Annotated in this window: 14 protein-coding genes and 5 tRNA genes; 1 reads left to right on the top strand and 18 read right to left on the bottom strand. The window is 33.7% G+C overall.

Annotation, left to right across the window (positions count from 1 at the left end):
• Window positions 1-21: 21 nt before the first annotated feature.
• The 12 genes from rplJ to CYO92_RS06375 form a co-directional block, all read right to left on the bottom strand.
• Entirely contained in the window at window positions 22-507 is a 486-nt protein-coding gene (gene rplJ, locus CYO92_RS06430; protein ID WP_021090459.1) for a 50S ribosomal protein L10, read from the bottom strand.
• Window positions 508-612: 105 nt separating this feature from the next.
• Window positions 613-1,314: a 50S ribosomal protein L1 gene (gene rplA / locus CYO92_RS06425; protein WP_084108356.1), complete on the bottom strand. Its 702-nt coding sequence runs from the start codon at window positions 1,312-1,314 to the stop codon at window positions 613-615.
• Between the two features lie 59 nt (window positions 1,315-1,373).
• The gene (gene rplK / locus CYO92_RS06420; protein ID WP_084040690.1) at window positions 1,374-1,799 is read right to left on the bottom strand and encodes a 50S ribosomal protein L11; all 426 of its coding nucleotides are present in this window, start codon (window positions 1,797-1,799) and stop codon (window positions 1,374-1,376) included.
• A gap of 10 nt (window positions 1,800-1,809) precedes the next feature.
• Entirely contained in the window at window positions 1,810-2,340 is a 531-nt protein-coding gene (gene nusG, locus CYO92_RS06415) for a transcription termination/antitermination protein NusG (protein WP_103589488.1), read from the bottom strand.
• Between the two features lie 16 nt (window positions 2,341-2,356).
• Window positions 2,357-2,536: a preprotein translocase subunit SecE gene (gene secE, locus CYO92_RS06410; protein ID WP_035167317.1), complete on the bottom strand. Its 180-nt coding sequence runs from the start codon at window positions 2,534-2,536 to the stop codon at window positions 2,357-2,359.
• 17 nt (window positions 2,537-2,553) lie between these two features.
• A tRNA-Trp gene (locus CYO92_RS06405) sits at window positions 2,554-2,629 on the bottom strand.
• 13 nt (window positions 2,630-2,642) lie between these two features.
• Window positions 2,643-2,801: a 50S ribosomal protein L33 gene (gene rpmG, locus CYO92_RS06400; protein WP_035167196.1), complete on the bottom strand. Its 159-nt coding sequence runs from the start codon at window positions 2,799-2,801 to the stop codon at window positions 2,643-2,645.
• 56 nt (window positions 2,802-2,857) lie between these two features.
• Window positions 2,858-4,057, bottom strand: a complete 1,200-nt coding sequence (gene tuf / locus CYO92_RS06395; protein WP_021090663.1) for an elongation factor Tu — start codon at window positions 4,055-4,057, stop codon at window positions 2,858-2,860.
• 74 nt (window positions 4,058-4,131) lie between these two features.
• A tRNA-Thr gene (locus CYO92_RS06390) sits at window positions 4,132-4,206 on the bottom strand.
• 126 nt (window positions 4,207-4,332) lie between these two features.
• Window positions 4,333-4,409, bottom strand: a tRNA-Gly gene (locus tag CYO92_RS06385).
• A gap of 7 nt (window positions 4,410-4,416) precedes the next feature.
• Window positions 4,417-4,501 (bottom strand) — tRNA-Tyr (locus CYO92_RS06380).
• 53 nt (window positions 4,502-4,554) lie between these two features.
• Window positions 4,555-4,630, bottom strand: a tRNA-Thr gene (locus CYO92_RS06375).
• Between the two features lie 294 nt (window positions 4,631-4,924).
• On the opposite strand from CYO92_RS06375, the gene CYO92_RS06370 reads away from it, so the two are divergent.
• Window positions 4,925-5,116: a hypothetical protein gene (locus tag CYO92_RS06370; RefSeq protein WP_180997991.1), complete on the top strand. Its 192-nt coding sequence runs from the start codon at window positions 4,925-4,927 to the stop codon at window positions 5,114-5,116.
• A gap of 207 nt (window positions 5,117-5,323) precedes the next feature.
• On the opposite strand, the gene CYO92_RS06365 is transcribed toward CYO92_RS06370, so the two are convergent.
• The 6 genes from CYO92_RS06365 to CYO92_RS06340 are packed head-to-tail and all read right to left on the bottom strand — an operon-like array spanning window position 5,324 to window position 12,685.
• Window positions 5,324-5,962 carry a response regulator transcription factor gene (locus CYO92_RS06365; protein ID WP_103588719.1) on the bottom strand — a complete coding sequence of 213 codons (639 nt, stop codon included), beginning with the start codon at window positions 5,960-5,962 and terminating at the stop codon, window positions 5,324-5,326.
• A gap of 18 nt (window positions 5,963-5,980) precedes the next feature.
• Entirely contained in the window at window positions 5,981-6,472 is a 492-nt protein-coding gene (locus tag CYO92_RS06360; protein WP_103589623.1) for a DUF5416 family protein, read from the bottom strand.
• Window positions 6,472-7,938: an HlyD family type I secretion periplasmic adaptor subunit gene (locus tag CYO92_RS06355; RefSeq protein ID WP_103589099.1), complete on the bottom strand. Its 1,467-nt coding sequence runs from the start codon at window positions 7,936-7,938 to the stop codon at window positions 6,472-6,474. Before CYO92_RS06355 ends, CYO92_RS06360 begins: the two co-directional genes overlap by 1 nt.
• A 2-nt stretch (window positions 7,939-7,940) precedes the next feature.
• Window positions 7,941-10,079 carry a type I secretion system permease/ATPase gene (locus tag CYO92_RS06350; RefSeq protein ID WP_084040698.1) on the bottom strand — a complete coding sequence of 713 codons (2,139 nt, stop codon included), beginning with the start codon at window positions 10,077-10,079 and terminating at the stop codon, window positions 7,941-7,943.
• 3 nt (window positions 10,080-10,082) lie between these two features.
• Complete coding sequence (locus CYO92_RS06345; protein ID WP_103589098.1) at window positions 10,083-12,032, bottom strand: bifunctional diguanylate cyclase/phosphodiesterase; 1,950 nt, start codon at window positions 12,030-12,032, stop codon at window positions 10,083-10,085.
• Window positions 12,029-12,685 (bottom strand): transglutaminase-like cysteine peptidase, encoded by a 657-nt coding sequence (locus tag CYO92_RS06340; protein WP_103589097.1) that lies wholly within the window; start codon window positions 12,683-12,685, stop codon window positions 12,029-12,031. The genes CYO92_RS06345 and CYO92_RS06340 overlap by 4 nt, the downstream gene beginning before the upstream one ends.
• Window positions 12,686-12,695 lie beyond the last annotated feature (10 nt).

Raw genomic sequence — 12,695 nt, 5'->3', positions numbered from 1 at the left:
CTTATTATTTTTTAATTTAAATTAAGCTGATTGTTCTTTTTTCTCTTTAAGCGCATTCAAACCAATTGTGAAATTTTGAATTGGCGCATTCCAAACTTGTAAAAGCATCGCAATAAGCTCATCACGGCTAGGCATTTTAGATAGAGCTTTAACTTTATCAACGCTAGCAACTTCGCCATCAATATAAGCTGTTTTTATTTTGAAAAGATCAGCATTAGACTCTTCAAATTTTGCGGCTACTTTAGTTACTGCTAATTGATCTTCACTCCAAAGATATATATTTGTATCTTTGAGTTCCATTCCGACTTTATCAGAATTTTTAAGAGCAATATTTGCAAGAGTATTTTTAATAACTTGAACTTTTACATTTTGTTCTTTAGCAGAATTTCTTAAAACTTCAAGTTTCTTTACTGAAAGGCCACGATAGTCACAAACTACAATAGCTTCAGCAGTTTTAAATTCACTCTCTAATTTTGCAACAACTTCAGTTTTTTCGTTACGTGTCACTTTTTCTCCTTTCCGACCGGTAATTTCAAGCAGAGCGGGTCGAATCAATTAAGCCCAATGGCCTCGGCTATCTCCAATCTAAGATATAAATTTTAATTTTTAGTTTTATTTTAAGTCCATAACTTCTTGAGTATCAAGAGCTATAGATGGGCTCATTGTCAAAGACAACGAAGCATTTTTAACATATCTGCCCTTTGCGGTTGCAGGCTTATGTTTATTGATCGCTTTAATAAATGTTGAAATATTTTCATTTAATTGTTCTTTAGTAAAATTAACTTTACCAAGACCTGCATGTATATTTCCTTGCTTATCAACACGGAAATTTACTTGACCGCTTTTTGCATTGTTAACAGCTTGTGCAACATCCATTGTAACTGTGCCAGTTTTTGGGTTTGGCATTAATCCTTTTGGTCCTAAAATTCTACCGACCTTACCTACAAGACCCATTAAATTTGGAGTAGCTATAAGAACATCAAAATTCATTATGCCTTTTTGAATATCTTCGACTAAATCATCTGCACCAATAATATCAGCACCAGCTGCTTTTGCCTCATCAGCTTTAGCATCTTTAGCAATAACAGCAACTCTTACAGTTTTACCTGTACCAGCTGGTAAAACTACTGAACCACGAACCATTTGATCAGCATGTCTTGGATCAACATTTAATTTTAATGCAATCTCAACTGTTTCATTAAATTTAGCAGAAGCTAGAGTTTTGACTGTATCAATAGCCTCACTAAGGTTATAAATTTTATCTTGCTCTACTTTTTTGAGCAATTCTTGAAATCTCTTACTAGTTTTTCCCATAAATTTCTCCGCATATATATTGCTTCCGTCTTTTGCTAATCAACCTGACGGTAAAGGTTTTAGTCTATTACTTCGACACCCATTGATCGAGCTGAACCAGCAATAATTTTAGCTGCTTGCTCTTTATCATTTGTATTTAAATCAACAAGTTTTTTCTCAACTATTTCTAAAACTTGAGCTTTTGTTAGTTTGCCTACTTTATTTTTTAAAGGATTATCAGTTCCTTTTGTTATACCTGCAGCCTTTTTAATAAGATCTGTAGCAGGAGGCTGTTTTGTAATAAATGTAAAACTTTTATCAGCATAAACAGTTATAACAACTGGAATATTAAATCCAACCATGTCTTTTGTTCTTTCATTAAAGGCTTTACAAAATTCCATAATATTAACACCTTTTTGTCCAAGAGCTGGACCAACTGGTGGACTAGGATTTGCTTTTGTTGCAGCAATTTGTAATTTTATTTCACCTATAACTTTTTTAGCCATTTCTTGCTCCTTAAATTATCTTCTCAACTTGTGAATACAAAATATCAACAGGGGTACTTCTACCAAAAATAGAAACATTAAGTCTAAGTTTACCATGTATCATGTCATATTCTTCCACAATACCTGTAAAGTTAGCAAAAGGACCTTCTGTTATACGAACACTCTCACCTTCCTCAAAAAATATCTTAGGTTTTGGTGCAGCCCTTTTTTGAACTTTTTCCAAAATAGTATTTATATCTTTTTCAGATAATGGCGTAGGTTTTTTGGCCTCACCAATAAAACGTCCAACTTTTGGTAAAGACTGAATGCTGTGCCAAAGAGCCGTATCAAGATCTAAGCATGCAAAAGCATAACCTGGATAAAGAGTTCTTTCGTTGATTTTTTGCTTACCATTTTTTATTTCTATTACGTCTTCTGTAGGAACTATAATTTCTTTTAGTTGATCTTCTATTCCATGATCTTTTACTAAATTTTCAATTCCTCTTTTTACTGCCATTTCGCTTCCAGCGTAAGTCTGTATAGCATACCATTTATGTGACATTACTTCTTTCCTTATATCATATAACTTTAGATAAAACAAAGGACATAATAACATCAACAAGAGCTAAAAAAAGTGATACAACAGCAACTACGATAAAAACTGCAAAAAAAGCATTTCTAATTTGTTCTTTTGTAGGATAGATAACCTTCATTATTTCCAATTTAGAAAGCCTAATATAATTTATAATTTTTTCCATAATCTCAACCTTAGTCGTGGCAGGGCAAGAGGGATTCGAACCCCCAACCATTGGATTTGGAATCCAGCGCTCTACCGTTGGAGCTATTGCCCTAATAGCTTCTTAATTAACTTTTTAATTTAACTTCTTTATGAATAGTATGTTTTTTTAATCTTGGGCAATACTTTTTAAGTTCAACTTTATCTGTAGTAGTTTTACTATTTTTAGTTGTTGTATAATTTATATCACCACTTTCGGAGCATTTTAAACCAATTTTAATTCTCATATAAGTCCTTATTAAGATATCAAAGGGATATCCTCCCTTTGACAAATTTTTATAAATTAACCAAGTATTTTTGAAACAACACCTGAACCAACAGTCCTACCACCTTCACGGATAGCGAAACGAGTGCCTTCCTCAAGTGCTACTGGAGCAATCAATTCAACAGAAATTCTTACATTATCACCTGGCATAACCATCTCTGTTCCTTCTGGAAGCGTAATTGAACCAGTAACATCAGTTGTTCTTACGTAGAATTGTGGTCTATAGTTATTAAAGAAAGGAGTATGGCGACCACCTTCTTCTTTTGTCAAGATATAGACTTCGCCTTCAAATTTTGTATGAGGGGTAATTGATTTAGGTTTGCAAAGAACCATACCACGCTCGACATCCTCTTTCTTGGTACCACGGAGAAGAACGCCGACATTGTCACCAGCTTCGCCTTGATCCATCTCTTTTCTAAACATTTCAACACCAGTAACTGTTGTTGTTTGAGTTGGCTTAATACCAACAATTTCAATTGTATCGCCAACTTTTATAACACCTTTTTCAATTCTACCAGTTACAACTGTGCCACGACCTGAAATCGAAAAAACATCTTCGATTGGCATAAGAAGGTCTTTATCTGTTGCACGAACTGGAGTCGGAATATAGCTATCAACTGCATCCATTAATTCCATAATTTTTGCCGACCATTCGCCATCTTGACCAGCTTTTGCTTCTTCAAGAGCTTTAAGCGCCGAACCAGAAACAATAGGTGTATCATCACCTGGGAAATTATACTCATTAAGCAATTCGCGGATTTCCATTTCAACCAATTCAAGTAGTTCAGCATCATCAACCATATCAGCTTTATTCATAAAAACAACAATGTATGGAACACCAACTTGGCGTGATAACAAAATATGCTCTCTAGTTTGTGGCATTGGGCCATCAGCTGCAGAAACAACCAAAATAGCTCCATCCATTTGCGCAGCACCTGTAATCATATTTTTTACATAGTCGGCGTGACCAGGGCAGTCAACGTGGGCATAGTGGCGTTTCTCTGTCTCATACTCAATATGTGAAGTAGCAATTGTAATACCACGCTCTTTTTCTTCTGGAGCATTATCAATATTATCATAATCTTTTAGCTCAGCAAGTCCTTTGCGTGAAAGAACAGCAGATATTGCAGCTGTTAATGTAGTTTTACCATGATCTACGTGACCAATAGTGCCTATGTTTACGTGTGGCTTGTTACGTGAAAATTTTTCTTTAGCCATCTTTTCCTCCGTATTGTGATATATGTCTTTTTCTTACCAAATTTGTATAATCATAATAAAATCATATTAACCAGTGGAGCTCATAGCGGGACTTGAACCCGCGACCTCTTCCTTACCAAGGAAGTGCTCTACCTCTGAGCCATATGAGCGAAAAACGCTTGGCAGAGATGATTCCAATTAAATAATACAAACAACTAAAAATTTTGAAAATAAAGTAAGGAATAACTGTGTTTAGTAAAATCTAGATACAGCTCCCAGTTTATTTTCCCAAATTTTGGAGCGGGAAACGGGGCTCGAACCCGCGACCCTCAGCTTGGAAGGCTGATGCTCTAGCCAACTGAGCTACTCCCGCATAACAATGGTGGTGAGACGTGGATTCGAACCACGGAAGACATAGTCAGCAGATTTACAGTCTGCCCTCGTTGGCCGCTTGAGTATCTCACCCTAAACATTAATAAACTATTTTGGTATTTTCTGGTCAAACACTGTTACAAAAATGGAGCTGGTGAACGGACTTGAACCGCCGACCCACTGCTTACAAGGCAGTAGCTCTACCAACTGAGCTACACCAGCACCTATTTTGTGAAGTGGCAATTATATATCAAAACAAGGTAAAAGTCAAGGGAAATTTAAAAAATTTTCATAAAAATTAAAATCATAAAATATAACCGTTTAAGAATACAAATTTTTATTACATTTAAATCCGTAATGCAACGTTAAGTATTTATGAAATATGTATAATTTTTTTGGTTTTATTTTTTTTAAAAGCTAAAATTTCTATAATTACAAAAAAATATATAAGGACTTAATATGCAATTTTTACCTTGGGCGATAATTTTATTACTAATTTACGTAATTTATTTTCTAATGATACGTTATGAGAAAAGAATATCAACTCTTAGCAAATTAATTGAACAAAATAGTGATGGTATTAAGGAAAATAGGGATTTGATTGGACAAAATAGATCGCTTATTGAAAAAAATAAACACGATATCGAAAAAAATACAAAAGACATCATAACAAATGTTGAAAAAGTAGATATCGATTTGGAAGACTAAAGCTTCTGGTTTCTTATCTCAGCTATTAATAAATTTGCTAGATTTTTTATTTAAGATTTTAGCAAATCATTTTTTATTTGAAAATTTTATATTTATTGTATTCTTTGGCCAGTAAAAGTTGTGTATGTATTTCTTATAGGCGCATATATAAAAATTTATAGTTTTTGAAGAAGGATTTTAAATTTCTCACAAAAATAAATCAAGATTTTATGCGTCAAGCTGTTTCATTAAAAGCACAAGTCCTATTCTATCCTTTACATTTAGCTTACTATAAATTGAGCTTGTATGTGCCTTGACCGTCCTTAGTGTAATGCCTGTTTTTTCTGAAATTTCATTATTTGTTAGACCCTGATAGATTAAATCTGCAATTTCTCTTTCCCTTGAACTAAGCTCAGAGAGATCAGTCTTTTTGTCTACCTTTTCACTTTCGCTATTAATATATGAGCCGGTTAGCTCACTAATCATTGCCTGAACAAATTCTTGGTAAAGCCATATATTTCCATTAAAAATGGTTTCAAAAGCATCTTCAAAGTGTGTCTTTCTCATGTGAGAATTTGCATAGCCCTTGATTCCAAGCGTAAGCAGATGCTTACCTTCGTTTATCGTTGGCCTATTTGAGAGTATGAGTATTTTTATATTTGGTGATTTTTCAATTATATTTTTTATAACATCATCAATATTATCTTTAAAAATATCAATATCAATGCCTATAATATCAACATCATCATTTATATGAGAAAAAAACTCTTTTCTATTATGTATAAATTTCACATCGCTATTGCCAGTAAAATAGCTTCTCCAAATATTGTTTAATGCACTATTTTGTGTAAATAAAATAACTTGCATTACCTTTCCTTGGATTATTTATATGATTCTTTCATAAATTTTTTTATTATTTATAAAAAATTCTACGTGACGACTTTCGCCATTTTTGTATATCTTGTAATCTATTGATGAGAAAAATTTAGTAACCACAGAAGGTTTTTCTTCTAAAAGAATGGTCATTTCGAAAAAATCTTGTGATATAGCATATTTATAAGGAGTATTTAAATTTAAAATTCCAGGATCAAAGTCAAATTTATCCAAACTCTGGTCATAGCCTTTTATTAAAATTTTAATGCTTCTTACTATATCATCTTGAATTTTTATATTTTCAAATAGTTTTTTATGTCTACTAGCAACATCTACTAATTGTAAAAATTCTATTTCACAATCACTAAATTTAAATCGTTCAATTTCATCATTAACTATATCGCAGTAATGATCATCTTTTATGAGATAGAAATTTTGTAAATTCTGAAATTTTTCGATCTCATATTCACCAAATTTCTTATCATAAAAAGCGATCTTGCCCATTACCTCTCCGTTAAGGCATTTTGCTTTGCCTTTAAAATAGGCTTTAATAAATAATCAAGTATTGTCTTTTTGCCGGTAATGATATCAGCTGAGACTATCATACCAACTTTTATCCTAAGCGGTTTTTCTTCGCTACCAAGATAATTTTTCTCAGTTTCTATCCTGACTAAATAATAGCTCTCGCCAGTTTTTTCATTAGTCTCCGTATCGGCACTAATCTGCGTTACTTTGCCTTTTAAACCACCGTAAATACTAAAATCATAAGCCGTAAATTTAACCATCGTATCAAGCCCAGGCCTCAAAAACGCAACATCGGCTGGTTTTACTTTTACTTCGGCAACCAGTTTATCCTCAAGAGGAACGATCTCGGCAATATTTTCACCAGGCTTGATAACTCCTGATACGGTATGAACCATCATTTTACTAACGATACCATTTACTGGAGATCTTACATATGTTCTTTCTACTCTATCGCTTAGGCTGATTTGTGATTCATTAATCCTTGCGATCTCTGCTGAAACTTCGTTTAGCTCTTTTTTTGCATTATTTTTAAATGCCAGCTTTGCCTCTTCTATCTTATTTTTTGCCTCTTTTATGGTCGATTCGACCCTTGGCACGGCAAGCACAGATGCGTCAAGCTCGCCTTTTAGGTCATTTACGCGTCTTTGAAGTTGGATGTATTCAACCTCGCTAACAAGACCTTTTTTAAAGATAGGCTCCATGATAGCTTTTTCTTTTAAAACAAGGTTGTAGCTATTTTGAGTTTGAGAAATTTTATTTCTAAGCTCATTTAGCTCACTTTGGCGTTGATGGATCTGCTCTGTTAGAATTCCTATTTGCTCATTTAAGTGATCGATGTTTGAGTTGTGCAAGCTTATCTCGTATCTTACGGCCTTGCTATTGTTCGCATCTCTTGTTTCGTTATAGTCAAATTCTTTATCATTGGCTTCAGCGTCAAGCCTCATAAATTTAGCCTGAAGCTCATCAAGCCTTAGCTTTGACTCGCCGTAGCTACTTGTAAAGTTTTTATTATCAAGCCTGATTAGAATTTGATCTTTTTTAACCTCATCGCCCTCTTTTACAAAAATTTGATCCACGATACCACCCTCAAGGTTTTGTATCGCTTGGTTTTTACCTGAAGGGATGATCTTGCCACTACCTCTTGTTATCTCATCTATCTGCGCCCACGAAGCCCAGATAAGAAGCCAAAATACAGTTATACTAACTACATAAAGTATCTTTTTTGAAGTCGATGGAGCCTTTGCCAAAACCGCTTCTGAAAGGCTTGACATAAATTTCAAATCATAAGCATCATAATTTTTTGTTTGAAGATTAGACTTTATGTCATCTACACTATTTAAAATTTTATTACTAGCTTCCTCTTGTTCTTTTATGTTATTTTCAGAAATTAATCTTTTTTCAGTTTTTGGATTTTCATTTTGTTTATTCTTGATATCTTCTTGCATGATTACTTCCCACTAAGTCTTGCTAAAACTTCATCTCTTGGTCCGTCCAATAAAATTTTGCCATTATCCATAACTATAAGTCTATCAACAAGATCTAGCATCGACGTCCTATGTGTAACAAGCAGCATCGTTTTATTTGCTGTATTTGTCTTTAAATTTATTTTTAACTTATTTTCAACCGTATTATCAAGAGAATTTGTTGGCTCATCAAGCAAAATAATAGGACTATCTAGCAAAAATGCCCTAGCCACAGCTATACTTTGACGCTGTCCGCCACTTATACCGTCACCTCTTTCAAAAACTGGCATGTCAAATCCAAGCGGATGAGCATTTACATATTCATCAACTCCGCTTACTTTAGCTGCTTTTATAATCTGAATATCATCAACATATGGTGCTTTTTGAACAATATTTTCTCTAACCGTTCCTTTAAAAAGCACAACATCTTGCGGAACATAGCCGATGTTTCGCCTAAGATCGGCTGGATCGATTTGATTAATATCAATACCATCAATTAGCACTGAGCCTTCAGTTGGTGAGTAAAGTCCTAAAATGAGCTTTTGTAAAGTAGTTTTTCCAGAGCCATTTTTGCCTATAATGCCAACTTTTTCACCTGGCTGAATGACAAAATTTATCCTATCAAGCGAACCTTTTGTTGTATCTGGATATGTAAAGCTTACATTTTTAAACTCGATCTTTCCATCAAAAGAATTTCTTCTAACAAATTTTTTACCTTCTGGCCTTTCAACAGGCATTTGCATAATCTTACTAAGACTTTGATAGGCTGTTTTTGTCTGCTCAAAATTTGCAGCAAGTGAAGCTACCTGCCCCATAGGAGCGATAGCACGAGAGCTAAGCATAACCGCAGCGATAAGACCACCCATTGTAAGATGTGTATCTTGTATCATATAGACACCAAGAACGATGATAGCAATAGTATTTAATTGCACTAAAAAAGATGTAACAGTCGTTATCGAAGTTGTAATAATTTTTGATTTAATGCTTCTATTTGCTATCTCACCAGTTGCCTCTTCCCAGTTCCATTGTATATGGCCACTAGCACCAAGAGTTTTGATAGTCTCAAGACTACTAAGGCTCTCTATTAAAATTCCATTTTTTATAGCCGAAGCCTCAAATGTACTTTTAATAGCATTTTGAAGTGGATCTTTTATAAAAAATGTATAGCATAAAATAGCTATCATAATAACAATTGGCACGAGTACGATATAACTTCCTATAAAATAAGTAACTATCAAGAAAATGATCGCAAATGGAAGATCGACAATGGCTGCCAATGAGGCTGACGAGAAGAAATTTCTAACCGTATCAAACTCTTTTAGATTACTAGCGAATGAGCCAACAGACTTTGGTTTATTGCTAAATTTCATATCCATAACGCGCTCAAATAAAATAGAGCTCATTATGATGTCACTCTTTTTGCCAGCAATCTCAAGGAAATATGATCTTACAAATTTTAAAAAAAGATCTATACCATAAACTACACTTACGCCAAGTGCCAAGACCCAAAGTGTCTCAACCGCATTATTTGGCACAACACGGTCGTATACATTCATCGTAAAAAGCGGACTAGCAAGAACAAATAAATTTATAATAAAACTTGCAAGAACAACATCAAAATAAATCTTTTTAGAACGTTTTAGAGTTCCCCAAAACCAGTGGTCGTTGCCCGCATCAATTAGCTTTGTTGAGCTAGTATCCTCTGGAACAAACTCGCGCTTTAGATAGTATGCATAGCCTAAATATTCTTCTTTTAATTTACTTATTTCTATCGTGCTAGTACCAGTTGAAAGTTCTGGTGTTATGATATTTGCTGTCTTTTTATCTTTACTAAAAGATTGCAAGATGCAAGCTTTTTTGCCTCTAAGCATTAAAATGCAAGGTAAAACTAAAGGAGAGATTTGCTCAAGATCTTTTCTTACAAGGGTAGAAGCAAAGCCAGCACGAGAAGCGGCACGAGAAAATAAAGACCTTGAGCTTTTAAGTGAAAAAAGCTCAATCTCATCGCCATCTTTTACTGGTAAGCCAATAGTTAAAGCATCAGCACTGTATGGATTATTATGAAGCTTGGTAAAAATAACCAAACATTGAAGCAGCTCATCTTTTATCTTATCACTATGCATCTATCATCCAATGTTCTTGATTTCATCTATATAAATTCCTTGCATATTTTTAATGCCAAGATCGATTAGCTTTTTCTTCTGCTCTTCGCCTTCAACGCCGATTGCAATCAAAATAATGTCTTTTGAGCTTAAAACAACATCAAGTGATTGTTTTGTGTTTACTCCTGACTTATCACTTAAGAAGTCAATCAAGACATTTGACTGAATTTTTACATAATCAGGGTTAAATTCTTTTAGTTTCTCAATACCTTTTGCGTTAAGCTCGAAGTGGTCAAAACCAAATCCAAAGCCAAGTTCTTTTAATTTTTTAGTAAGCTTAACTATACTTTCTATGCTAATATCGTCTTTATTTGGAATTTCTATATAGTTTTTATATTTCGAAATTTGACTTATCTTTTTAAGTGTAGCTTCAAGTTTTGAAAAATTTTCATCTGAGTTTAATATCTCTTTTCCTAAATTTATGGCTAAATTACCACTTGGTAAGATATTCTCCGGTAAAATTCTAGCCACCCTATTTAAAATATGAAGATCAAGCATCGCACCTAAATTTAGCTCATTTACCATCGGCATGAAATATGAGGCCATACGCCATACGCCATCTTTATCAACAAGCCTCAAATAAAGCTCATACTGCTCAAAATTTGAATTAAGATCAATCACTTTTTGAGCTGCAAATTTAAATTCATCCTCTTTTATTGAGTCAAAAATAAGCTCTTTATACTTCTCTTTACCAATCACTAAAGTATTTTGATTTTCATTAAATACCTTATATGTAAAGCTTCCAGCAAGTCTTGAGCTAGCCAATGTAACGTCAGCTGAAGTAAGAAGTGTCTTAATATCAGAATTTGGTGAATACTCTACTATCGCAGCATTTACTGGATACTCGCTATCATTTAGTGCAAAATTTGCATAAAGCTTTTTAAACTCGTTCATAATTTCATCACATAGAGCCAAGAAATTTGATGAATTTCTACCATACGAAAGTACAATGAAATCATTATCGTTGAGCCTTGCAACAATCGCATTTTTATCATTATGAATTGATTTTTCTTGTAAAATTTGAGCTATTTTCATTACAACGCTTTGCCATTTTTCAAAGCCAAGCGTACTTTTTAAATTTATTAGATCTTTAAAACTAACAAGTAAAGCAACACCACTTGAATATTCTTCACTAGCTAGATACTCGCTAAATTTAGTTTGAAAAAATCTTCTGTTATTAGCACCACTCATTGTATCTTTATATAAAAGCTCTTGATATTTACTGAGTGTAGCTGCCTCTCTCTCAAAAATATCTTTTACCTTGCTAACCATAGAGTTCATAGCTAGAACCATTTTTTTAAGATCAGCTGTAAATGGAATTCTTTTTTGAATGATAAATTTATTATCAAGTATGGCCTCAGCCTGGTCTTGAACCTTCATAAGCGGCCTAAAAATAGCTTTTAGAGCGAAATATGCCACCACAAGAGTGACAATTATCATTAGAAGAAGAAAATTAAAAATATTTTTTGAGTTAGTATAAAGCTCATTGTAGGCAAGTGCGGTACTACCTTGAACATAAAGAGTGCCAAATTTTGCCCAGCCAGTCATAATCTCGCTATCTGCTATTGGTGCTTCAAACTTGGCTATTTTGTAAAACCACTCAGGAATATCTTTAACAACAGTTTGTTGAGAATTTTCAATAAGAACCTTGCCATCAACATCTTCAAGTTTAATAAGCTTGTATCTACCGCTGTCAAACATAGAATTTATCATTGTTTGAGCCAAGGACATGTCATCTGGATCGATAATAGGCTTTAAAGCAAGTCCAAGCGAATTTGCTGTATGTCTTGCGTTTTCACCAAGCTGGTCATTAATATATCCATTTAGGCTCTTAAAATTTAAGTAGCCAACAGCCATAAAAATCATGATACCAAAAGTTATCACGGCGATCATAATTTGTTTAAATAGCGTCATAAATCCTCTTTTCCTATCCTATCTATTAGTTCCATCCACTTAGGATTTTGTTTTTTATTTCCACCTGGTATTGCTTGACCAAGACCTTCTTGTTTTGCCAAGTATAGCGAATCACCATTAAAACTATAAACTGGAACAAGGTCTGTTCTTTGAGTTGCGATTTTTATTTTACCATTTATGTTATCTAAAATTAATGGAATAGATTTTGGTGTATCGTAGTATGCTAAAACCATATGAGCTTGATTGTATCTTAAGGCTTTAACATATGTGAAGTATAATTTTTGAGTTGGAATTCCTAGCTGCTTTAGTGTAAAATATTTTGCGATAACGTAGTCTTCGCAGTCACCAGCACCTTTTCCTATAAATTCCATTCTAGTAGCCCAATAATCCTTTTTGTGCCAAAGCTGCATATCATCAACCCATCTAAAAGAGTTAAAAAAGTCATTTACTTTTATTAACTTCTCTTGTTCCGTTGCATCTTGCAATGAAGCCATTAAAGAATTTAGAGCAGAAGCCCTTCTTCTTGCATCTTCTCCATAAATTTTAGCTACCTTTGCTATAGTTGTTGATTTTATAAAATCTCCAATAGCACTTGCTAATAATAAAAAAAGGACGCTTACTATAAGCGTCCAAAAATTTGTCTTGACCCCCATGGTCATTACT

Origin of the sequence: Campylobacter concisus (assembly GCF_002913715.1) — a bacterium.
GTDB lineage: Bacteria > Campylobacterota > Campylobacteria > Campylobacterales > Campylobacteraceae > Campylobacter_A > Campylobacter_A concisus_AG.
Note: the sequence above shows the minus strand (reverse complement) of the source record. Positions and strands in the feature narration are given on the sequence as shown.

Coding starts and splice junctions, on each gene's coding strand:
- rplA (WP_084108356.1), bottom strand. CDS start 1,314: ATGGGAAAAACTAGTAAGAGATTTCAAGAATTGCTCAAAAAAGTAGAG.
- rplK (WP_084040690.1), bottom strand. CDS start 1,799: ATGGCTAAAAAAGTTATAGGTGAAATAAAATTACAAATTGCTGCAACA.
- nusG (WP_103589488.1), bottom strand. CDS start 2,340: ATGTCACATAAATGGTATGCTATACAGACTTACGCTGGAAGCGAAATG.
- secE (WP_035167317.1), bottom strand. CDS start 2,536: ATGGAAAAAATTATAAATTATATTAGGCTTTCTAAATTGGAAATAATG.
- rpmG (WP_035167196.1), bottom strand. CDS start 2,801: ATGAGAATTAAAATTGGTTTAAAATGCTCCGAAAGTGGTGATATAAAT.
- tuf (WP_021090663.1), bottom strand. CDS start 4,057: ATGGCTAAAGAAAAATTTTCACGTAACAAGCCACACGTAAACATAGGC.
- CYO92_RS06370 (WP_180997991.1), top strand. CDS start 4,925: ATGATACGTTATGAGAAAAGAATATCAACTCTTAGCAAATTAATTGAA.
- CYO92_RS06365 (WP_103588719.1), bottom strand. CDS start 5,962: ATGCAAGTTATTTTATTTACACAAAATAGTGCATTAAACAATATTTGG.
- CYO92_RS06360 (WP_103589623.1), bottom strand. CDS start 6,472: ATGGGCAAGATCGCTTTTTATGATAAGAAATTTGGTGAATATGAGATC.
- CYO92_RS06355 (WP_103589099.1), bottom strand. CDS start 7,938: ATGCAAGAAGATATCAAGAATAAACAAAATGAAAATCCAAAAACTGAA.
- CYO92_RS06350 (WP_084040698.1), bottom strand. CDS start 10,079: ATGCATAGTGATAAGATAAAAGATGAGCTGCTTCAATGTTTGGTTATT.
- CYO92_RS06345 (WP_103589098.1), bottom strand. CDS start 12,032: ATGACGCTATTTAAACAAATTATGATCGCCGTGATAACTTTTGGTATC.
- CYO92_RS06340 (WP_103589097.1), bottom strand. CDS start 12,685: ATGGGGGTCAAGACAAATTTTTGGACGCTTATAGTAAGCGTCCTTTTT.